This window comes from Brachyspira alvinipulli ATCC 51933, assembly GCF_000518245.1.
Classification (GTDB): domain Bacteria; phylum Spirochaetota; class Brachyspiria; order Brachyspirales; family Brachyspiraceae; genus Brachyspira; species Brachyspira alvinipulli.
Genome location: NZ_KI912407.1, coordinates 80,245 through 101,599 on the forward strand (window position 1 = coordinate 80,245; position 21,355 = coordinate 101,599).

Consider the following 21,355-nt stretch of genomic DNA (forward strand, 5'->3'; position numbering starts at 1 on the left):
CCCATTAATTATTTTTTACCTGGTGCTTTTTTCTTACCAGCAATAGCTTTTCTAGCTCCGCCGCCCCTAGCATTACGAGAGTTAGTGCGGGTACGCTGACCATGTACAGGAAGCCTTTTAATATGACGCATTCCACGATATGAGTGAATGTCTTTTAAACGCTTTATATTGTTATAAAGCTCTGTACGCAAATCACCTTCTACTTTAGTAGTTGCTTCTATAGCATCTCTTAAAGCAGTAATTTGAGCATCTGTTAAATCTTTAGCTTTGATAGAATAATCTATATTAGCCTTATCACAAATAACATGAGCAAGTGTACGTCCTATACCATATATATCAGTAAGGGCTATTTCTATTCTTTTATTATTTCTTATTTCAACACCCATTAAGCGTGCCATATTAATTATCTCCTTAAATTAATTACTTCTGTTTTTGTTTATGTCTTGGATTTTTCTTACATATAACTCTAACTACGCCTTTTCTCTTAACTATTTGACAGTCGTTACAGCGTTTTTTTATAGAACTTTTTACTTTCATTGTAACTAATCTCCATTTACTTTATTTACTTATAACGATAAATTATTCTACCCTTTGTTAAATCGTAGGGAGACATTTCTATAGTTACTTTATCACCAGGAAGTATGCGAATAAAATTCATACGCATTTTACCTGATATATGTGCTAATATCTTATGACCATTCTCTAATTCTACTCTAAAAGTAGCATTTGGAAGAGGTTCTACTACTACACCCTCAACCTCTATGTTTTCTTTCTCAGCCATTTTGATTACCTTCTAACTTTAGATTTCTTTAATATGCCGTCATAGTTATGCATTTGTAAATAGGATTCTATTTGCTTCAATAACTCAACAGCAACACTTACACTAATCATTACAGATGTTCCACCCATTAAATAAACAAGCGAATTATTTGTACCTCTGAAAGGAGCAAATATAGGAATCTTAGACATTAAATCTGGAAATACTGCTATAGCTGCTAAGAATAATGAACCGCCTATAGTTATTCTGCTTAATACTGTTTTAAGATATTCAGCAGTCTGTGTACCAGGTCTGTAACCAGGTATAAAACCTCCTGATTTCTTAAGATTCTCTGCTATATCATCTGGATTGAATTGTACTGATGTATAAACATAAGCAAACATGATAACCAAAAGACAATAAAGAACTATATATGCCCAACTACCATAAGAGAAGAATCTAAGTAAAGCATCAAGCCATCTCCATTGAACTCCTCTAGTTAAGCTGGCAATCTGAGCAGGAATAGCCATTAAAGCTGAAGCGAATATTATAGGTATTACACCTGACGGATTGATTTTGAAAGGTATATGAGTTGATTGAGCCCCAAATACTTTTCTTCCAACAACACGCTTAGCATATTGAACAGGAATTCTTCTTTGTCCGCTTTCTTCATAAACTACACAGAATATAACTATCGCAAAAATTATGAAGAAAAGAACTATTACTAAAGAATTCAAATATTCGCTGTCTCTCTTCTGTATAACATCATACACACCAGCAGGAATACGAGCAACGATACCGGCAAAGATTATAACAGATATACCGTTACCAAGGCCGCGTTCTGTAATCTGGTCACCTAGCCACATCAAGAACATGGTACCGGCAGTAGCTGTTACAACTACTAGAAGTATGAAGCCTATACCAGGATTCATAAATATCATAGCACCTTCATTTATACTCTGTATCCAACTAGCCATAGCTACAGATTGTATCATACAAAGAACAAGCGTTAGATATCTAACATACTGATTTATTTTTTTACGACCACTCTCCCCTTCTTTTTGCATTTTTTCCAAAGCAGGAATAACTACACCAAGAAGCTGCATGATAATAGAAGCAGAAATATAAGGCATTATACCTAATGCTAATATAGAAAATCTAAATAATGCACCGCCTGAAAATAAATCCATTATAGTCAAAAGTCCTGCACCGCCTTGCGATGAGGATAAAAAACTCAATAAAGCTGTAGGATCTATGCCCGGTGTTGGAATATGACTTCCTATTCTATAAACTAATATTGCTAAAATAGTAAATAGAATCCTGCTTCTTAACTCTTGTACCTTAAATATATTAGCTAATGATTTCAACATAATTTACCTTAAGATTTTTTATCTTCTTTTTTTCTAATATATTTTTTACGTTCATGTATTATAACTTTACCGCCAGATTTTTCAACCTTTTCTATAGCTTTTTTACTAGCCATATCAACGGTAATAGTGACAGCACTCTTTACTTCACCCATAGAAAGAAGTTTAATATAATCTCTCTTAGATGATAAGAAACCCAATTTTAATAAAGTTTCTCTGCTTATTTCATTACCTATAGAGTCTAAATCACCAACATTAATAATATTAACAAATTTTTTGAAAGCTGCATTAGTGAAACCGCTTTTAGGAATTCTTCTATGCAAAGGCATTTGTCCGCCTTCAAAACCAGCTCTTCTGCTGTAACCAGAACGAGACTGAGCTCCTTTATCACCTCTGCCTGCAGTACAGCCCCAGCCAGAACCTTGACCGCGTCCTACCCTATGACGCTTTTTACTTGAACCCTTTGGAGCTCTTAATATTTTTGTATTTTCTTGTGCCATTTTTAAGAACCTCACTTATACTCTACTTTAAGAAGGTGTGATATTTTATTTATCATTCCATTTATTTGAGGAGTTGCCTCTTTTTCTACAACTCTTTTACCTCTTTTGAAACCTAAAGCTACAACTGTATCTCTTTGAGATTTTTCATAGCCTATAGGAGATTTAACTAATGTTATAACAACTTTAGCCATTATTCTGTCCTCCCATAAATTTGGTCTATACTAATTCCTCTTTTATTAGCCATATATTCAACTGTTTTTAAAGATTTTAAACCCTCAAAAGTAGCTTTAGCTAAATTCATTGAGTTATTGTTACCAAGAGATTTAGAAAGAATATTCTTAACTCCTGCTAATTCTAATACAGCACGTGCAGGACCGCCTGAAATAACTCCAGTACCTTTAGAAGCTGGTTTCATAACTATTCTGCTGCTTCTAAATACTCCAACTGTATTATGAGGTATAGTTTCACCTTTTAGGTTAACTTCTATCATGTTCTTCTTAGCCTGCTCTATAGCTTTTCTTATAGCGTCTGGTACCTCATTTGCTTTACCATAACCTAAACCAACATGACCGTTCTTATCACCTAGAACCATTAAAGCGGCAAATCTAAAACGTCTTCCGCCTTTCATAACTTTAGCAACCCTATTTAAAGTTATAAGACGCTCTTCATACATACTTTTTTCTTCGTTGTTGTTCATATCGTGTGCCAAGGTAATACTCCTTAAAATTTCAATCCTGCTTCACGAGCACCGTCAGCTAGGGATTTTATTTTTCCATGATATATATATCCGTTTCTATCGAATACAACTTCACTTATATTCTTTTCTTTTGCTCTAGTAGCTAAAACTTTACCTATCTCTTTAGCTATATCTGTATTTTTACCACTTTTTAGTTCTTTTTCTTGAGAAGATGCCGATACTAAAGTTACACCTTTACTATCATCTATTATCTGAGCAGATACATATTTAAGACTTTTATAAACTGTAAGTCTAGGACGCTCAGCACTTCCTTCTATTTTTATACGTATACTTCTCTTTCTTCTTTCACGTTGAGCTTTAATTTTTTCTCTTAAACTCATACCTTACCCCTTACTTAGCAGCTTTTTTACTTTCTTTCATTTTTACATGCTCGCCTTCAAATCTAACACCTTTGCCTTTATAAGGTTCAACAGGTCTTTTCTTTTTGATATTCATAGCAAGCTCGCCTACTTGTTCTTTATCATTACCTTCAATAATGATTTTAGTGTCCTTCTCTACTGTTACTTTTACACCTTGAGGTATCTTCATTTTTACATCGCTTGAGAAACCTAATTGAAGTGTTATAGTATCTCCTTGAACATTAGAACGGTAACCTGTACCTTCTAATTGAAGAACTTTTTTATATCCAGTAGTAACACCTTCTATCATATTAGAAATAAGCTTCCACACTAAACCTAATTGTGCAGAATATTTAGCTCTATTTTCTTTAATATCTTTCTCGTCAGTACTTTCAATTTTAGGAGGTTTAACCCAAAGAGAATTATTTTCGAGTTCAAGTATTATATAATTAAAAAACTCTCTTGTCAACTCTCCTCTCTTACCTTTTACGAAAACTTTGTGTCCGTCTACTTTAACTTCAACATCTTTAGGAATCGTTATAGGTTTATTAGCTAATCTACTCATTATTAATACCCTCTTAATTTATTACCAAACATAGCATAAAACTTCGCCGCCAACATTTTCTTTTCTAGCTTCTTTATCAGTCATTACGCCTTTGCTAGTAGATATAACAGATATACCAAAACCGTTTTTTACTTGAGGTATAGTGTCTACTGAAGTATAAACTCTTAAACCTGGAGTTGATACTCTTTGAATTCCTTCTATTACTGAACTTCCTTCATAATACTTCAAGTCTATCTCTATACGGAAGAAATTTTTATCTTTTACTTCTACTTTTTTGAAGTCATTAATATATCCTTCTTTCTTTAAAATTGCAAGTATATTTTCCATTTTTGTAGAAAAAGGTATAGTAACAGCTTCTTTTTTAGCTCTACATCCATTTCTAATTATAGTTAAAGCATCCGCTATTGGATCATGTACACTCATTATACTCTCCTTAAATTACCAACTAGACTTAGTTACGCCCGGTATCAAACCTTTATTTGCTAAATCTCTAAAACATATTCTGCACATCTTGTACTGTCTTATATAAGCACGAGGTCTACCACATATTGGGCAGCGATTATATTGTCTTGTTTTATATTTTTGTTTTTTTGTAGCTTTAACTTTAAGTGCCAATCTAGCCATTATTTATTCTCCTGACTTTTAGGTGCAGCACGGAATGGCAAACCAACTCTCTCTAATAAAGTACGAGCCATATCATCGTTATCTGCTGTAGTTACTATTGTTATATTTAAGCCTTTTACGGCATCTGTTTTATCAAAACTTATTTCTGGGAATATTGTATGTTCTTTTATTCCTAAATTGTAATTACCGTTTCCGTCAAATCCTTTTCTAGGAATACCTTGGAAGTCTCTTACTCTTGGTAAAGCGATAAATATTAATCTTTCAAGAAAATCATACATTCTATCGCCTCTCAAAGTTACTCTGCAGCCTATAGGCATACCTTGTCTTAATTTGAAGTTAGCTATAGACTTTTTAGCTCTTGTAACAACAGCTCTCTGTCCAGCTATTTGGCTTAGTTCTTCAACAGCAGAATCAACATATTTTTTATCTGATACTGCTTGAGTTACTCCCATATTAATTATTATCTTCTCAATCTTAGGAATAGCCATAGTAGAGCTTAAATTCATATCTTTTAGTAGAGATTGTTTAATCTCTTTTTCATACCTATCTTTCAATACTGACATAATTTATTTCTCCTGCTTACTTATCAAGAACTTCGCCCGATTTTTTGGCATATCTTTTTAATTTACCATCTACTTCTTTTCTTCCAACTCTAGTAGCTTTTCCGCCTTTATTTACTACCATAACGTTAGAAATATGTATTGAAGCTTCTCTTTCAACTATACCGCCTTTCTGATTTTCCTGACTTTTTGGCATAGTTTTTTTAACCATATTTATATTTTTTACAAAAACTCTGCCTTTTTCTCTGTCTATAGACAATACTTCTCCACGTTCTCCGCTTTGTTCTCCAGCTATTACCTCAACAGTATCGCCTTTTTTTACTTTGTATTTTGTCTTACTTAAATCTTGTTTCTTTATCATAATTATATTACCTCTGGTGCAAGTGATACTATCTTCATAAAGCCTCTGTCTCTAAGCTCACGTGCTACTGGTCCGAATATACGTTTACCGCGAGGCTCTTTTTTATCATCCACTATAACAGCAGCATTCTCATCAAAACGTATATATGAACCGTCTGGACGTCTAACTTCTTTTTTAACTCTTACTATTACAGCTTTAACAACTTTACCTTTTTCTATAGAGCAAGTAGGTATTATATCTGTTACAGAGCAGATTATTACATCGCCTAAAGTAGCGTATCTGCGTCTACTTCCTCCTAATACTTTAATACATTTTAATTTTTTAACGCCAGTATTGTCAGCTACATTAAGAGTAGTTGGTACTTGTATCATAGTTCTTACTCTCCTTCAACCTGTGAAACTGATGCTTCTGGAGCATGTTTTTCTCTTTTTAATACGCTTTCTACATCGCTATCCATAGAATCTTTTTCTATACGCTCAGCTTTCTTAACTATTTTAGTTAATCTGAATTTTTTATCTTTACTAATAGGTCTGCACTCTATTACCCTAACTAAATCGCCTTCACAACATTCATTTTTTTCATCATGAGCTTTATAGCGTTTATTTTTACTAATAGTTTTACCATAGAGAGGGTGTTTCTGCTTGCTTTCTACTTTTACAACTATAGTTTTATCCATTTTATCAGAAACTACAATTCCCTCAAGTACTCTTTTATATTTTTTTGCTTTGCTTTCCACAGTAATACCTCACTATTTTTTTATACCAAGTTCATGCTGACGAATAAATGTCTTAACTCTAGCTATATCTTTACGAGCTTTCTTAAGCTGATGAGTCTGTCTAGCATCTCCGACAACTTTTTCAAATCTATGCTCTTGATATTCTTTCTCTAATTTTAGAAGTTCACCTTTAAGCTCTTCTAAACCTAATGACTTATAATCTTTTTTATTTTTAGCCATTATATAGCCTCCCTCTTAATGAACTTAGTTTTTATAGGAAGCTTAAAACCAGCCAATCTGAATGCAGACTGTGCTAATTCCTCTGGAACACCTGCTATTTCAAATATTACTTTTCCAGGCTTAACTACAGCTACCCAATATTCAACGTTACCTTTACCTTTACCCATTCTAGTTTCTGCAGGTTTTTTAGTATAAGGTTTATCTGGAAATACTTTTATCCACATTTTACCTACACGCTTAACATGTCTTGATATAGCAATACGTGCAGCCTCAATTTGTCTATCTGTCAACCACACAGGTTCTAAAGCCATTAAACCATAATCTCCGAAAGTTAAGTTACTGCCTCTCTTTGATTTGCCTTTCATTCTGCCTCTGTGCTGCTTACGATACTTAGTTCTTGATGGTTGTAACATTATCTATCTCCTTTGGCACTGATAACTTTACCTGCATCATCTTGCTTATGCTCTTTTTTATCAAGAATTTCACCCTTATAGATCCACACTTTTATTCCGATAATACCAAATGTAGTTAGGGCTTCTGCAGTGCCATAATCTATGTTAGCTCTCAATGTATGTAATGGTACTGAACCATTTTTGTATTGTTCTGTTCTAGCAATATCTGCTCCTGCTAAACGGCCAGAACACATAACTTTTATTCCTTTAGCACCTTTCTTCATAGCTTGAGTTATAACACTTTTCATAGCTCTTCTGAAAGCAATACGCATTTCTAATTGACGAGCTACACTTTGAGCTGCCAAGTTAGCATCTAATTCAGCATCTCTTATTTCTGTAATAGAGAAATGAACTGGTTTTTTAACCATTTTTTGTACTGCTGTTTTTATAGTTTCAACTCTCTGACCTTTAGGTCCTATAACTACACCTGCTCTTGCAGTTGCTATGAATATGTTAATTCTATCTGGAAAACGTACTATCTCTATGTTAGATATAGCAGGGTCAAAAGACTCTTTTTTTCCGCCGATTTTTTTCTGCTCTTCTTTCAATGTTTTATAATAATAATTCATTATATAACGTCTGATAGATAAATCTTCATGCAAACTGTCTGCATAAGTTCTGCTGTCTTCGAACCATCTACTAGACCAAGTTTTATTAATTCCGAGTCTTAAGCCTATTGGACTAACCTTTTGACCCATAGTTTATACCTCCGCTGCTTTAGGTGCTTCTTCTGTTTTAGCACTCTTAGCTTTTAATTTTTTCTTTTCAGGTTTTTTATCATCACTTAATACTATAGTAATATGTGAAAGTCTTTTTAATATTGGGTCAGCACTACCTCTGCTTGCTGCACGTATTCTCTTTAGAGTTGGAGCTTTATCCACAAAAGCAGTTTTTACCCATAATGTATCTGGATTGATATTTCTTGATTGGAATATTGCATTAGCTATTCCACTCTTAATAGCCTTTCTTAGAACTACTGATGACATCTGTGGCATTGTTGCTAGATTAGATATAGCATGATTCACATACTCACCTTTAACAAAAGGAAGAAGTCTTGCTACTTTTCTGCGACCAATGCGTAAATAACGTACCTTTACTTTATAATCCATAGTCTAAATCCTTATTTCTTACCTACTTTAGCGGCACCTGCATGAGATATAAATTTTCTTGTTGGTGCAAATTCGCCTAATTTGTGACCTATCATATTCTCTTGTATATAAACTGCTACAAATGTTTTTCCATTATGTACATTTATAGTAAAACCTATCATCTCTGGAATAATTGTTGAAGCACGGCTATAAGTTTTTATTTGGTGCTTGTTATCTCCAGCTTGTATTTTCTTAAAAAGATTCTTATCTACAAAAGGTCCTTTTTTAATAGAGCGAGACATTACTTCTTACCCCCTCTTCTTTTTAATATTAATCTATCAGAATACTTATGTTTTTTTCTTGTTTTGTATCCCTTAGTAGGTACACCTGTTGGTGAAACTGGATGCGGGTTACCCTGTCCGCTTTTACCCTCACCACCACCGTGTGGGTGATCTACTGGGTTCATTACAACACCTCTTACTTTTGGTCTTCTGCCTTTATGTCTTGTAGTACCAGCTTTACCATCTGTAGTATTGAAATGATCTAAGTTGCCAATTTGACCTATAGTTGCATAACAATTTTCTAGTATTCTTCTTTCTTCACCTGAGCGAAGTCTTATTACACAATAACCGCCTGACTTAGCTGTTATCTGAGCACCACCGCCTGCTGCTCTAACAAGCTGTCCACCTTTTCCAGGAGTTATTTCAATGTTATGTATTATAGTACCTAATGGAATTTTTTTCAATGGTAAAGTACATCCAACTTTAACTTTTGCATTTTCTCCGCTTACTACTCTATCGCCTACATTTAATCCCAATGGCCATATTATATATCTTTTTTCGCCATCTGTATAGTGTAAAAGTGCTATACGAGCAGTTCTATTTGGATCATACTCTATAGAAACTACTTTTGCTTCTATATCATGCTTATCTCTTCTAAAGTCTACAAATCTAAAAAGTTTTTTATGTCCGCCTCCGCGACGACGCATAGTTATACGACCATTTGAACCGCGACCGCTTATGCGTTTTTTTCCGCATACTAATGATTTACAAGGCTCATTTGTCGTAATATCCGAAAAGTCCACTACTGTGCGATAGCGTAAACTTGGTGTTGTCGGTTTAAATTTCTTAATAGCCATCGGTGTCCCTCATTATTTTACTATATCTATTGATTCTTTGCCGTCAAGAACTATTATCGCTTTCTTATAGCTGCGTGTATATCCGCGTCTGCTCATTCTGCGATTTTTCTTCTTAGGCTTTACATTTATTATCTTACAATCTAACGGATGAACATTAAATATTTTCTCAACCGCTTTCATTAACTCTTTCTTATTAGCATCCTGTCTTACTCTAAATACATAATAACGCTTCTCTGTTCCTCTAGGCTCAGTTCTAAGCATATTACTTTTTTCTGTAAGTATAGGCTCAATTAAAAGTGAATACATGCTCATATTTTTTAACCCTTAATTCTAGCATTTAATTTAGATAAAGCTGTTTTAGTAAAATATACTTCATCAGCATAAAATAAAGGATGTATAGACATACTGTCTGCATTTACAAGCTTTAAATCTTTGATGTTTCTTAAAGATAATAATAATTTATTGTAATTATCACCTAAAGACTCATCTTTACCTACTACAAATGCTACCTTTCTTGTATTTGGTTCTTTAACCTTACTTATAAAACTAGCCATTCTTTTTGTTTTTGGAGCATCAAAAGTGAAATCTTCAAAAACTTTAAGAACATTGCTGCCATATTTTAAAGATAAAACAGACAATAGAGCCTTACGCTTCATTTTCTTTGGCAATCTATAGCTATAATCACGTGGTTTTGGAGTATGTGTTTTACCACCGCCTACCCAAATTGGGGAACGTGTAGAACCTGCTCTTGCTCTACCAGTACCTTTTTGTCTCCAAGGCTTTTTACCGCCTCCTGAAACTTCTGCTCTTGTTTTAGTAGAGTGAGTTCCCTGACGTCTGTTAGCTAATTCATTTTTGATTGCTTCGTAAAGTAGATTATTGTTAACTTCTGATTTAAATATCTCGTCAACAACCTCTAAATTGCCTACGCTATCTCCATTTTCATTTAGTATTACTACTTCCATTTTATCATCCTGTTATTATTTCACTCTAATTAATTCATTGAGTTCTTTTTCTTATTGCGCTTTTTTACTGCTGATGTTAATTTAACTATACTGTTAATGGCACCAGGTATAGCACCTTTTATCATAATTAAGTTATCATCCGGTCTTATTTCAACTACTTTTAAGTTTTGTATAGTAGTTAAAGCATTTCCCATATGACCAGGCATACCTTTGCCTTTCCATACTCTTGCAGGATAACTGTTACAACCTATAGAACCTGCTCTTCTTCTAAAGTTAGAACCATGGCTCATAGGACCACCATCGTAGTTATGTCTTTTCATTACACCGGCAAAACCACGACCTTTACTCAAAGAACTAACATCTATAAAATCGCCTGCTTGAAATATATCTACTTTAAGCTCTTGGCCTACTGTATAAGAACTAGCATCGTCCATTCTGAACTCTTTCAAATATTTCTTAGGCTCTAAATTTGCTTTTTTAAATTGCCCTATTTGCGGCTTGTTTAAATGCTTTTCTTTTACGGCACCATAACCCAATTGAATAGCACTATAACCGTCTTTCTCATTATCTCTTATCTGCATAACTGTGCATGGCCCAGCTTCTACAACTGTTACTGCTATAGCATTTCCAGTTTCATCAAAAACTGTTGTCATACCCAATTTTTTGCCAATTATTCCTACCATCGGCGAATCCTCTATAATGATTTTACTTACTACTTTCTTTAACTTATCAAACTATTACAGATAAAACGTAGTAAAGCTTTATCTTTAATATTTAATTAAACGCTTATTTAAGCTGAACATCAACCCCAGCTGGAAGCGCTAACTTTTTAAGAGAATCTGTAGTTTGAGAGTTTACATCAAATATATCTATTAATCTCTTATATATACGCATCTCAAATTGTTCTCTTGATTTAATGTTTACATGCGGACTTCTTATTACTGTTACCTTACGTATGCTTGTAGGCAATGGTATAGGTCCTGATACTCTAGCACCTGTTTTCTTTACACTAGCAACTATGGACTGAGCTGATTGATCTATAAGCTCAATATCAAAGGCTTTTAGTTTAACTCGTATTTTCTGTTCTTTCATAGCTTGAATTACTCGCTTTCTCTTAATTTATTAAAGGGTATATCTTTAATAAAAGGTATACCCTTATTATTTTCTATTACTCTAATATTTTTGTTACAACACCGTTACCTACTGTTTTACCACCTTCACGTATAGCGAATCTTTGTTTTTCTTCCATAGCGATAGGAGTAATTAATTCAATAGTTAAGTTAGCATTGTCTCCAGGCATAATCATTTGAGCACCTTCCTGCAAATTGATTACTCCTGTTACGTCTGTTGTTCTGAAGTACATCTGAGGTCTGTATCCTGTTACGAAACCACTGTGTCTTCCGCCTTCTTCTTTTTTCAAGATATAAACTTCTGCTTCGAATTTTTTATGAGGTGTAATTGTACCTGGTTTAGCCAATACCTGTCCTCTTTCTACTGCTTTACGTTCAATACCTCTTAAAAGACATCCAACGTTATAACCAGCTATACCTTCTACTTCTTTCTTAAACATTTCTACACCAGTACAAGTTGTTTTCTGAGTAGGTTTGATACCAACGATTTCAACTTCATCACCTTTTTTGATTTTACCTCTCTCAATTCTTCCTGTAACAACTGTACCTCTTCCAGGAATTGAGTATACGTCTTCGATTGACATTAAGAAGTCTTTATCTACTTCACGTACTGGATCTGGAATATATGTATCTAATGCATTTAATAAGTCTAATATACATTTACAATCTGCATCAGTTCTTGGATCTTTTCCTGCTTCTATAGCTTGAATAGCTTTAATAGCAGAACCTCTAATAATAGGAGTTTTAGAACCGTCAAAACCGTAGTGGTCTAATACGTCTATTACTTCTGCTTCTACAATTTCAGCCATTTCTGGGTCATCTAATTTATCACATTTGTTTAAGAATACAACGATGTAGTTTACACCTACTTGTCTAGAAAGAAGTACGTGTTCTTTTGTTTGTGGCATTACACCGTCTTCTGCTGATACTACTAATATAGCACCATCCATCTGAGCAGCACCTGTAATCATGTTTTTGATGTAGTCAGCGTGACCTGGACAGTCTACGTGAGCGTAGTGTCTGTTATCAGATTCATATTCTACGTGTGAAGTTGCGATTGTTAATATTTTAGTTGGGTCTCTTCTTCCTTGACTTTCAGAAGCTTTTGCTACTGAGTCATAAGCAACTTTCTGTACTGTTGCTGGGAACATAGCAGATGATACTGCTGTTATTGCTGATGTTAATGTTGTTTTACCATGGTCAACGTGTCCAATAGTACCAACGTTTACGTGTGTTTTTGTACCTTCGTAAGTTCCTTTAGCCATTTTAATCCTCCAATTATTTATACTTTAGGAATTCTTTTTTTATTTTACTAATAGTAACTATTATATTTTGTTACTTACTTATTATTACCCATTCTAGCACCGATTATCTCTTCAGCTACGTTTTTAGGCACTTCCTCATAATGTGAGAACTGCATTGTGTAGCTTGCTCTACCTTGAGATACGTTTCTTATACTTGTTGTATATCCGAACATCTCAGCAAGAGGTACTGTAGCATTAATAGATTTATAACCAGACTTATCTGTAAATCCGTGAACCTGTCCTCTTCTTGAAGCTAAGTCCCCTATTATATCACCCATATAATCTTCAGGAGTTACAACCTCTACTGTCATCATAGGCTCCAACAAATAAGGATCAGCTTTTTTACAACCCTCTTTGAATCCCATTGAAGCAGCAATTTTGAATGCCATTTCTGATGAGTCTACTGGGTGGAATGATCCGTCATAAGCAGATACTATTACATCAAGCATAGGATAGTTAGCAAGAACACCTGTATTCATAGATTCTACACAGCCTTTTTCTACAGCTGGTATATATTCTCTTGGAACTGCTCCTCCAACGATCTCGTTATTAAATTTGAATCCGCCGTTAGGTTCATTAGGTCCAATTCTCAACCATACATCACCATACTGACCTTTACCGCCTGACTGACGTACGAATTTACCTTGTACCTCAACTGTTTTCTTAATACCTTCTCTATAAGATACTTGAGGACGTCCAACATTCGCCTCAACCTTATATTCTCTTTTCATTCTGTCACAGATAATTTCTAGGTGTAATTCACCCATACCTGCGATGATTGTCTGACCTGTTTCTTCATCAAAGCTAACTCTGAATGTTGGGTCTTCTTCAGCAAGTCTTGATAAAGCTATTGACATTTTATCTCTGTCGCCTTTTGTTTTAGGCTCTATAGCAACGTTAATTACTGGTTCTGGGAAGTTGATTGATTCTAAGATGATAGGAGCATTTTCAGGACATAATGTATCACCTGTTGTTGTTTCTTTAAGTCCTACTGCTGCTGCTATATCACCACAATATACTTGCTCAATCTCTTCTCTTTTGTTAGCGTGCATCTGAAGTATTCTTCCGATACGCTCTCTTTTACCTTTTGTTGCATTATATACATAAGAACCGCCCTCTAATATTCCAGAGTAAACTCTTAAGAATGCTATTTTTCCTACATGAGGGTCTGTCATTATTTTGAATGCTAATGCACTGAATTTTTCATCATCAGCTATTTTTCTCTTTATAACATTACCGTCTAAATCTGTACCTTCTACTTCAGGTTTATCTACAGGAGATGGTAAATAATCAACTACTGCATTTATTAATACTTGAATACCTTTGTTTTTGAAAGCTGTACCGCAGAACATAGGGAAGAAATCTGCTGTCAATGTAGCTGTTCTTATAAGTCTTTTTATAGTAGGAACATCTATTTCCTCGCCTTCAAAGAACTTATTCATAGCTTCATCATCATATTCAACGATTGCTTCTAATAAAGAATTTCTATATTCTTCTGCTTTTTCTTTTAATTCAGGTCTGATTTCTCTTTCTTCCATTTTCATGCCGTCTTCAGAAACCCAAACTATTTCTTTCATATTTACTAAGTCAACAACACCCTCAAAGTTGCTTTCTGCACCTATAGGTATAACTACTGGGTGACTGTTAGCTTTTAATCTTTCTCTTGTTTGTTCTAAAACAGCGTAGAAATTAGCACCTATTCTGTCCATTTTATTAACAAAAATAGCTCTAGGAATTTTATAATTACTTGCTTGTCTCCAAACTGTTTCACTCTGAGGCTGAACTCCTCCTACTGAACAGAAAACACCAACCGCACTATCTAATACTCTCAAAGATCTCTCTACTTCTGCAGTAAAGTCAACGTGCCCTGGAGTGTCTATCAAATTAATTCTATGTCCATTCCAAAAACAAGTTGTTGCAGCTGAAGTAATAGTAATACCTCTTTCTCTTTCCTGCTCCATCCAGTCCATTTCTGCTGCACCTTCATGAACCTCTCCGATTTTATGAGTTTTACCTGTAAAGTATAAAATACGCTCACTCAAAGTAGTCTTACCAGCATCGATGTGAGCCATAATACCAATATTACGTGTGTTTTCTAATGAAATTTGACGTGCCACTTTTTACTTACTCCTTAAAAACTACCATCTAAAGTGCGCGAATGCTTTGTTACCCTCAGCCATTCTATGAACTTCATCTCTCTTAGCAACTGCCTGACCTTTTCCGTCTATAGCATCTACAATCTCATTTGATAAACGTTCAACCATACTTCTTCCGCCTCTTTTTCTTGAAGCATTTATAAGCCATTTGAACGCTAAAGATTTTTGTCTGTCTTCTCTTACATCTACTGGAACCTGATAAGTAGATCCGCCAACTCTTCTTGATTTTACTTCTACACGTGGTTTAATATTTTCTATAGCTTCATTAAAAGCTTCTAAACCATCTTTATTTGTTTTCTCTTTAACTACATCTATAGCTTTATAAAATATATTTTCAGCCTTACTTTTCTTTCCATCATACATTAATTTGTTTATAAATTTACTTATATCAACACTACCATAAATAGGATCAGCGTCTATTTTTCTAGATTGTGCTCTTCTTCTTCTAGCCATATTAATTTACTCCATTAAGCCTTTGGTTTCTTAGTACCATATTTACTTCTAGCTTTCATTCTCTTTTCTACACCTGTAGCTTCACGGCTTCCGCGAACTATGTGATAACGGCAACCAGGTAAGTCTTTAACACGACCTCCTCTTATAAGTACACGGTTGTGTTCCTGTAATGTATGGTCTATACCAGGAATATAAGCTGTTACTTCCATACCATTAGTTACTCTTACACGAGCAATTTTACGCATAGCTGAGTTAGGTTTTTTCGGTGTAGTTGTTGTTACACGAGTACAAACCCCTTCTCTTTGCGGACATTTCATTAATGCAGGCGATTTTGTCTTGTTTATTATACGCTTGCGACCTTTTCTTACTAATTGATTAATTGTAGGCATAAAATACTAAACCCTCTAATATTTATTTTTTGTACAAATTTTATTTCTTAAATTCCTAATCCTAACGGAAAGGTAATAACTAAATTATTCTTTAAAACTTCAAACACGAAACAGTATAAAACACACCGAGCATTTATAGTATTAATAATTTAAGAAACTATACTATACGCTTTAATCGCTTTTTATGAAAGTTAGATGATTATAAATCAATAAACCAAAAAAATCAATAGTATTTAATACTTTTTTTCACTTTTTTACTAAAATTATATTTTAATTTTTTTCATTGAAAAATCATTATAAAAAGAATATAATATATAACTATTATGGTTATAATATTTTTATTAGTAAGTTTATTTGCTTCAAGTATAGGTGCTATATTCGGTATAGGCGGAGGAGTTATAATAAAACCTGTATTAGATTCTTTAAATTTAATGGAAGTAAGTAAAATAAGTTTTCTATCATCATGCACAGTATTATCTATGAGTTTATATTCTTTTATAAATTCAAAAATATCCGGAAAAAGTTTAGTTGATACAAAAATAGCTACTCCTTTTGCTTTAGGAGGAGTAATAGGGGGATTTGTAGGAAAGATACTATTTTCTCAAACTATAAAAGCATTCAATAATGAAAATATAGCGGGAATTTTTCAATCATCAATATTAATACTGCTGATATTATTTACTCTAATATTTACTATTAAAAATATGTCAAAAAATAAAATTAAACCTATGCATATAAAAAATATATTCTTATGTATTATTATAGGTATGTTTTTGGGGTTGCTTTCTTCATATTTAGGTATTGGTGGAGGGCCTTTTAATATTACTTTCCTATACCTATTTTTTGCTATGGATAATAAAATTGCTGCTGAAAACTCTCTTTATATAATACTATTTTCCCAAATATCAAGCGTACTTACCGCATTAATAAAAAATGAAATACAGGGAATTAATATATTCATTTTAATAGTAATGATTATAGGAGGAATAGGAGGAGGAATCATAGGAAGAAAGATTAATAAAAAAATGGATTCAAGCTCCTTTGATAAAGTATTCATTATAATTTTAATACTTATAATATTAATAAGTATATATAATCTACATGTTTTCTCTTCTAAGCTTTCTATATAAACTATACATATAAAAATCATATATCGATATAGAAGCAGCTGCATGTATTTCTATTTCTTTAAAGTTTTCTACTATTCTTATATCCGTTAATAAATTATATGAATGAACTCTATTTTTAATTTCTTCTATAAAATCAGAACCTAAATAAAGCATTTCACCGCCTATAAATATTATTTCTGGGTCAAATGTATTTATTATATTATATATTCCTATAGAAACCCAATAAGCTAAAAAATTTTTATACACATCAATTACTATACTATCATTAATATGACTGCTTACAATATCATTAAAATTTAAATCTTTATATTTATTATCTCTATTTGAAAGCTCTTTCATAAAAGCCTTTATACTTGCTACAGACTCCCAGCATCCCTTTTTGCCGCAGCTGCATATATAATTAGAATCTGTTACTATAGTATGTGAGTAGTTAGCAGCTGTATCATGTGTACCATATAAAATTTTACCATTATTAGAAACTGATACACCAATCCAATTACTTAAGTACACATATACAGAAGAACTTTGTATAGGCATAGATCTTTTCATTTCTTCAACAATATTGTATGTCAGCATGGCACAAGCATATCTGTCTACTATAACATCAATATTGATATTTTCTTCTATATATTTTTTTAAAGGTATATTATTCCATTCAGGTATTCCCATACAATCTATCAATAAATTATTTTTCTTTCCTGTCTTTCCTGGTACTGATATACCTGCAGAAAATATTTTTTTATCTTTATGATTGCTTACAAGTTCATTTATTTTCTTTATTATAGGCTCAAATGTTCTTTTATAATCATCATATATATGAACATCTAATATACACTCTTCTAATATTTCATTTTCTAAATTAACTATAGCTATATGGCAAATTTCTCGTCTAAAATGAATTGCTATAAAATATCCTATATTTTTATTTATATCCAATAGTATAGGTTTTTTTCCTCCATGAGAAGATGATTCCCCATCACATTTCTCATATATTATACCCATATTAATCAAATCATCTACAAGTACAGATATACTTGCTTTGCTTAATTCTAAATTGTATGCTAAATCAGCTCTAGAATAATTACCTATTTTTAGCATTTTCACTATATCAATATAATTTTGCTCTTTTAAATGTTTTGCCTTTAATCTCTTCATCATATTTATTATCACAATATAAAAAGATGATATATACATCTATATCATCTTAAACCATTTTTATTTATTACGGATAATTAATTAATATATATCTGCAATTTTGTCAATATAAAACTATATTTTAATGTTTTGATAAATTTATATTTGATTAATAATATAAATAACCTAATAATATTTTTTATAGGTATAATATCAATTATTATAATATTTAACATATACAATATTTTTTAGAAAATATAGATTATTTTTATCTTTAATATGTAATTGCTAAATATATTCCAACAAATATATTTAATTTACAAAAAATGAATACCTAAAAATTAAATATATACAAATATTATATAAAAAACTGGCAGTATTATAATTTTTACAAAATACTGCCAGTAAATATAAATTATTTATTTAATATATTATCAGTAATATATTTTATTTGCACATAATTATTAACATCAACTGGTTCAGTAACCACTTCTGAGTTTATAAATATTTTTTGCTGAGCTTCATACCATTTAGCAGCTGTTCCGTCAGCATAAGTAGTTTTTATATCATTAGAAGTTAGCCATATAGCAGTTTCTTTCTCTAATGCTACAGAATCAACAGGAGTTCCATTTAATTTAGCAACTATTTCAACTGCCTCATCCATATTAGCATCTCTATAATCCATAGCTTTAAATATAGCTCTTGTAAACTTATTTACTATTTCAGGATTATTATTTTGATAGTCAGGAGTAACTATCCAGCTACTTGGAAATACTGCTTCATCCAAATAGTTTGTAATAGATGTTGCAACGAATACTTCATCTCCAAGCTGTTTTGATATTTCAAATGTATAAGGAGCCCATACAGATACTGCATCAACTTTCTTACCAACCATAGAAGATACTATACCGCTTACATCCATATTAACAACTTTTACATCATCTTTAGTAAGTCCTACTTTTCTTAAAGCAATATCCAATACTATATCTCCAGAAGTACCTAATTGAGTACCAACTGTTTTACCTTTTAATCCTGCTAAATCTTGAACACCAGACCATTTTCCAATAATAATCTGTTCTGATTTGCTTAATCCGTTAGGGAATAATACATTGACTTTGCCTTGAATAGCAAGAGAATGAGCACCATGTCCTATATACGCAAATTGAATATCTCCAGAAAGCATAGCAGCAACTTCAGAAGGTCCATTTAAAAATTTAACTAATTCTACTTCTAAACCTTCTTCAGTAAAAAATCCTTTTTCCTGAGCGATAGCAGCTGCAGAAGTACCAGCAAAATCTGCTAAATAAGCTACTCTTATTTTAGCGGATTCAGTAGAATTCTGAGAAGCAGCATTGTTACCACCGCATGATACTGTTAAAAACATTGATGCTATTAACAATAAAAAAATATGCATAGTTTTTTTCATTTAAAAGTCTCCTTAAAATAAATTATTTTTTATATATTATCTTCTTAAAGCCATTCTTCTATATGTATGAACTTCACCCCTTAAAACTAATGATATAGCCATTGCATTCATAGGACTTGATATTCCACCTACTCCAGCATCTCCAATATGCATTATATCTGCTCCAGCCATTTTAGACATTAATGCTATATTTTTTATAGTATCGATAGGAGATCCTTCCTGTGCCGTACCTATTGCTGTTTTTGTAAGCATTCCAAATCCTTTAGCTTCATCTATTAATTCATGTACCTTTTCTACTGTATATCCTGGTAAAGTTCCTGGAGCTCCAAACATTATTACATCAGCACCAGCATCTGCTATTTGTTTAACAGTTTTTTTAGTATCAGTATTTCCAGCACCTGCTCCATGCATCTTTCCTGCAACAATCATCATCTTTCCTTTTGCTACAGAAGCCAATTCTTCAGTTGCTTTTGCTATAGTATCCATAGACACTTTTGTATGAGGATTACCCGTCAATACTATATAGTCAAATCCAAAATCTAATGCTCTTTTATAATTATCTTTATTAGCCTTTAAACCTTCAGGATAATCAACATCATCAGGCACAGGCTCTAAATTAACACCTATAAATCTACCTGTATATTTTTTTATCCTTTCAATATGATCCTTCCTATTTCGTGAAGACTCATATAATTTTAATTGACCTTTAAATGTTCTCTCTGCTAAAGGCAAAGAATTATCAGCTTCAACCTCATCTAAATCATATATAAAAGGGTTCAATAAGTCAAATATATTTAATGTTATAAGATCTACACCCATAGCAGCCAAAATTTCCGGGTCTGTAACTTTTTCTACTAAAGGTCTTTTATATATAAGAGACTCAGCCATCAATGTTCTGCCTTCAGAATTTCTTATAGTTTCTATAAGAGTATTTGTATCCATATTAAAAGTATCGTTATAATTAAGTTCAAATATTCTCTTCATAATATTATAAACAACCCTTTAATTATTTTTTTGCCTCTAAATATTCCTGATAAACTAATTGCCATAATTGGTTCTTTATATCATTGAACTCTTTAGATAATTTAGTTTCGGGTACTCTAGGATAATCTATAGGTACTTCAACTATTGCCTTTATTCTTCCAGGACGAGGACTCATTATAACAACTCTTTGAGCCAAAAATACAGCCTCATCAACATCATGTGTAATGAAGAAACATGTTTTCTTTTCATTATCCCATGTATTCAATAATTCAGTTTGTAATTGTGCTCTAGTCTGTGCATCCAATGCTCCGAAAGGTTCGTCCATAAGAAGTATATTAGGATTAACAGCATAAGCTCTTGCTATTGCAACACGCTGTTTCATACCTCCGGAAAGCTCTTTAGGATATGAGTTTTTAAAATCTATTAATCCAACAGCTTTTAAATAATGATCTACTATTTCATTTATTTCTGCCTTTGATTTCTTTTGAAGCTCTAATCCGAAAGCTACATTTTTAGCAACTGTAAGCCATGGAAATAAAGCATATTGTTGAAACACAACTCCCCTATCAACTCCGGTACCTTCTATAGGCTTTCCATCTATTTCTATAGTTCCAGAATTAGGCGTATCAAGTCCTGCAAGTATATTAAGCAATGTACTTTTTCCGCATCCTGAAGAACCTATAACGCATACAAATTCATTCTTATAAATATCCAAGTTAACATTATCTAAGGCATGAACATCTTTGGATGTACCTTTATATATTTTACTAACATTAGAAATTTTTACTTTTACTTCTTTGTTTGCCATAATTATATCTCTTT

At 32.6% G+C, this 21,355-nt stretch carries 34 protein-coding genes; 1 reads left to right on the top strand and 33 read right to left on the bottom strand.

Features of this window, described 5'->3' with window-relative positions:
• Positions 1-8 precede the first annotated feature (8 nt).
• From rpsM to rpsL, 29 genes are all read right to left on the bottom strand, one after another.
• The gene (gene rpsM, locus T324_RS0114585; RefSeq protein WP_008723417.1) at positions 9-398 is read right to left on the bottom strand and encodes a 30S ribosomal protein S13; all 390 of its coding nucleotides are present in this window, start codon (positions 396-398) and stop codon (positions 9-11) included.
• 22 nt (positions 399-420) lie between these two features.
• Positions 421-537, bottom strand: coding sequence for a 50S ribosomal protein L36 (gene rpmJ, locus T324_RS0114590; protein ID WP_008723415.1), 117 nt, complete (start codon positions 535-537; stop codon positions 421-423).
• A 25-nt stretch (positions 538-562) separates the two neighbouring features.
• A complete protein-coding gene (gene infA, locus T324_RS0114595; RefSeq protein ID WP_028330933.1) occupies positions 563-781 on the bottom strand; it encodes a translation initiation factor IF-1 in 219 nt (72 codons plus the stop codon).
• 5 nt (positions 782-786) lie between these two features.
• The gene (gene secY / locus T324_RS0114600) at positions 787-2,127 is read right to left on the bottom strand and encodes a preprotein translocase subunit SecY (protein WP_028330934.1); all 1,341 of its coding nucleotides are present in this window, start codon (positions 2,125-2,127) and stop codon (positions 787-789) included.
• An 8-nt stretch (positions 2,128-2,135) separates the two neighbouring features.
• A complete protein-coding gene (gene rplO, locus T324_RS0114605) occupies positions 2,136-2,624 on the bottom strand; it encodes a 50S ribosomal protein L15 (protein WP_028330935.1) in 489 nt (162 codons plus the stop codon).
• A gap of 11 nt (positions 2,625-2,635) precedes the next feature.
• The gene (gene rpmD / locus T324_RS0114610; protein WP_028330936.1) at positions 2,636-2,815 is read right to left on the bottom strand and encodes a 50S ribosomal protein L30; all 180 of its coding nucleotides are present in this window, start codon (positions 2,813-2,815) and stop codon (positions 2,636-2,638) included.
• The gene (rpsE, locus tag T324_RS0114615; RefSeq protein WP_028330937.1) at positions 2,815-3,333 is read right to left on the bottom strand and encodes a 30S ribosomal protein S5; all 519 of its coding nucleotides are present in this window, start codon (positions 3,331-3,333) and stop codon (positions 2,815-2,817) included. The genes rpmD and rpsE overlap by 1 nt, the downstream gene beginning before the upstream one ends.
• A gap of 11 nt (positions 3,334-3,344) precedes the next feature.
• A complete protein-coding gene (rplR, locus tag T324_RS0114620; protein WP_028330938.1) occupies positions 3,345-3,701 on the bottom strand; it encodes a 50S ribosomal protein L18 in 357 nt (118 codons plus the stop codon).
• 10 nt (positions 3,702-3,711) lie between these two features.
• Positions 3,712-4,284 (bottom strand): 50S ribosomal protein L6, encoded by a 573-nt coding sequence (rplF, locus tag T324_RS0114625; RefSeq protein ID WP_028330939.1) that lies wholly within the window; start codon positions 4,282-4,284, stop codon positions 3,712-3,714.
• Between the two features lie 21 nt (positions 4,285-4,305).
• Positions 4,306-4,707, bottom strand: a complete 402-nt coding sequence (gene rpsH, locus T324_RS0114630; protein ID WP_013114311.1) for a 30S ribosomal protein S8 — start codon at positions 4,705-4,707, stop codon at positions 4,306-4,308.
• A gap of 15 nt (positions 4,708-4,722) precedes the next feature.
• Positions 4,723-4,908: a type Z 30S ribosomal protein S14 gene (locus T324_RS0114635; protein WP_008723403.1), complete on the bottom strand. Its 186-nt coding sequence runs from the start codon at positions 4,906-4,908 to the stop codon at positions 4,723-4,725.
• Positions 4,908-5,471, bottom strand: coding sequence for a 50S ribosomal protein L5 (rplE, locus tag T324_RS0114640; RefSeq protein WP_038375335.1), 564 nt, complete (start codon positions 5,469-5,471; stop codon positions 4,908-4,910). The genes T324_RS0114635 and rplE overlap by 1 nt, the downstream gene beginning before the upstream one ends.
• Before the next feature lie 16 nt (positions 5,472-5,487).
• Complete coding sequence (gene rplX, locus T324_RS0114645) at positions 5,488-5,829, bottom strand: 50S ribosomal protein L24 (protein ID WP_028330941.1); 342 nt, start codon at positions 5,827-5,829, stop codon at positions 5,488-5,490.
• A gap of 2 nt (positions 5,830-5,831) precedes the next feature.
• Positions 5,832-6,200, bottom strand: a complete 369-nt coding sequence (gene rplN / locus T324_RS0114650) for a 50S ribosomal protein L14 (protein WP_028330942.1) — start codon at positions 6,198-6,200, stop codon at positions 5,832-5,834.
• A gap of 5 nt (positions 6,201-6,205) precedes the next feature.
• Positions 6,206-6,565 carry a 30S ribosomal protein S17 gene (rpsQ, locus tag T324_RS18640; RefSeq protein ID WP_028330943.1) on the bottom strand — a complete coding sequence of 120 codons (360 nt, stop codon included), beginning with the start codon at positions 6,563-6,565 and terminating at the stop codon, positions 6,206-6,208.
• Between the two features lie 12 nt (positions 6,566-6,577).
• Positions 6,578-6,784, bottom strand: coding sequence for a 50S ribosomal protein L29 (gene rpmC, locus T324_RS0114660; RefSeq protein ID WP_028330944.1), 207 nt, complete (start codon positions 6,782-6,784; stop codon positions 6,578-6,580).
• Positions 6,784-7,197, bottom strand: coding sequence for a 50S ribosomal protein L16 (gene rplP, locus T324_RS0114665; RefSeq protein ID WP_014933897.1), 414 nt, complete (start codon positions 7,195-7,197; stop codon positions 6,784-6,786). Before rplP ends, rpmC begins: the two co-directional genes overlap by 1 nt.
• Positions 7,197-7,934: a 30S ribosomal protein S3 gene (rpsC, locus tag T324_RS0114670; RefSeq protein ID WP_028330945.1), complete on the bottom strand. Its 738-nt coding sequence runs from the start codon at positions 7,932-7,934 to the stop codon at positions 7,197-7,199. The genes rplP and rpsC overlap by 1 nt, the downstream gene beginning before the upstream one ends.
• Positions 7,935-7,937: 3 nt before the next feature.
• On the bottom strand, positions 7,938-8,345 hold the full coding sequence (rplV, locus tag T324_RS0114675) for a 50S ribosomal protein L22 (RefSeq protein ID WP_028330946.1): 408 nt from the start codon (positions 8,343-8,345) through the stop codon (positions 7,938-7,940).
• Positions 8,346-8,356: 11 nt separating this feature from the next.
• Positions 8,357-8,626 (bottom strand): 30S ribosomal protein S19, encoded by a 270-nt coding sequence (gene rpsS / locus T324_RS0114680; RefSeq protein WP_008723378.1) that lies wholly within the window; start codon positions 8,624-8,626, stop codon positions 8,357-8,359.
• Positions 8,626-9,462: a 50S ribosomal protein L2 gene (gene rplB / locus T324_RS0114685; protein ID WP_028330947.1), complete on the bottom strand. Its 837-nt coding sequence runs from the start codon at positions 9,460-9,462 to the stop codon at positions 8,626-8,628. The genes rpsS and rplB overlap by 1 nt, the downstream gene beginning before the upstream one ends.
• Before the next feature lie 12 nt (positions 9,463-9,474).
• Positions 9,475-9,768, bottom strand: coding sequence for a 50S ribosomal protein L23 (gene rplW, locus T324_RS0114690; RefSeq protein WP_211232604.1), 294 nt, complete (start codon positions 9,766-9,768; stop codon positions 9,475-9,477).
• Between the two features lie 11 nt (positions 9,769-9,779).
• Entirely contained in the window at positions 9,780-10,427 is a 648-nt protein-coding gene (gene rplD, locus T324_RS0114695; RefSeq protein ID WP_028330949.1) for a 50S ribosomal protein L4, read from the bottom strand.
• 29 nt (positions 10,428-10,456) lie between these two features.
• Positions 10,457-11,110 (bottom strand): 50S ribosomal protein L3, encoded by a 654-nt coding sequence (rplC, locus tag T324_RS0114700; protein ID WP_028330950.1) that lies wholly within the window; start codon positions 11,108-11,110, stop codon positions 10,457-10,459.
• Positions 11,111-11,213: 103 nt separating this feature from the next.
• Positions 11,214-11,519 carry a 30S ribosomal protein S10 gene (rpsJ, locus tag T324_RS0114705; protein WP_028330951.1) on the bottom strand — a complete coding sequence of 102 codons (306 nt, stop codon included), beginning with the start codon at positions 11,517-11,519 and terminating at the stop codon, positions 11,214-11,216.
• 76 nt (positions 11,520-11,595) lie between these two features.
• The gene (tuf, locus tag T324_RS0114710; protein ID WP_028330952.1) at positions 11,596-12,822 is read right to left on the bottom strand and encodes an elongation factor Tu; all 1,227 of its coding nucleotides are present in this window, start codon (positions 12,820-12,822) and stop codon (positions 11,596-11,598) included.
• Positions 12,823-12,896: 74 nt separating this feature from the next.
• The gene (gene fusA, locus T324_RS0114715; protein WP_028330953.1) at positions 12,897-14,978 is read right to left on the bottom strand and encodes an elongation factor G; all 2,082 of its coding nucleotides are present in this window, start codon (positions 14,976-14,978) and stop codon (positions 12,897-12,899) included.
• 21 nt (positions 14,979-14,999) lie between these two features.
• Complete coding sequence (rpsG, locus tag T324_RS0114720) at positions 15,000-15,470, bottom strand: 30S ribosomal protein S7 (RefSeq protein ID WP_028330954.1); 471 nt, start codon at positions 15,468-15,470, stop codon at positions 15,000-15,002.
• A 14-nt stretch (positions 15,471-15,484) separates the two neighbouring features.
• On the bottom strand, positions 15,485-15,859 hold the full coding sequence (gene rpsL / locus T324_RS0114725) for a 30S ribosomal protein S12 (RefSeq protein WP_020064458.1): 375 nt from the start codon (positions 15,857-15,859) through the stop codon (positions 15,485-15,487).
• A 323-nt stretch (positions 15,860-16,182) separates the two neighbouring features.
• On the opposite strand from rpsL, the gene T324_RS0114730 reads away from it, so the two are divergent.
• The gene (locus T324_RS0114730) at positions 16,183-16,989 is read left to right on the top strand and encodes a sulfite exporter TauE/SafE family protein (protein WP_028330955.1); all 807 of its coding nucleotides are present in this window, start codon (positions 16,183-16,185) and stop codon (positions 16,987-16,989) included.
• On the opposite strand, the gene T324_RS0114735 is transcribed toward T324_RS0114730, so the two are convergent.
• From T324_RS0114735 to T324_RS0114750, 4 genes are all read right to left on the bottom strand, one after another.
• The gene (locus T324_RS0114735) at positions 16,957-18,147 is read right to left on the bottom strand and encodes an ROK family protein (protein ID WP_245580738.1); all 1,191 of its coding nucleotides are present in this window, start codon (positions 18,145-18,147) and stop codon (positions 16,957-16,959) included. The genes T324_RS0114730 and T324_RS0114735 overlap by 33 nt on opposite strands.
• A gap of 391 nt (positions 18,148-18,538) precedes the next feature.
• Positions 18,539-19,549 carry an aliphatic sulfonate ABC transporter substrate-binding protein gene (locus T324_RS0114740; protein WP_028330957.1) on the bottom strand — a complete coding sequence of 337 codons (1,011 nt, stop codon included), beginning with the start codon at positions 19,547-19,549 and terminating at the stop codon, positions 18,539-18,541.
• 36 nt (positions 19,550-19,585) lie between these two features.
• A complete protein-coding gene (locus T324_RS0114745) occupies positions 19,586-20,533 on the bottom strand; it encodes a DUF7916 family protein (protein WP_028330958.1) in 948 nt (315 codons plus the stop codon).
• A gap of 22 nt (positions 20,534-20,555) precedes the next feature.
• Positions 20,556-21,341, bottom strand: a complete 786-nt coding sequence (locus T324_RS0114750; RefSeq protein WP_028330959.1) for an ABC transporter ATP-binding protein — start codon at positions 21,339-21,341, stop codon at positions 20,556-20,558.
• Positions 21,342-21,355: the final 14 nt, after the last annotated feature.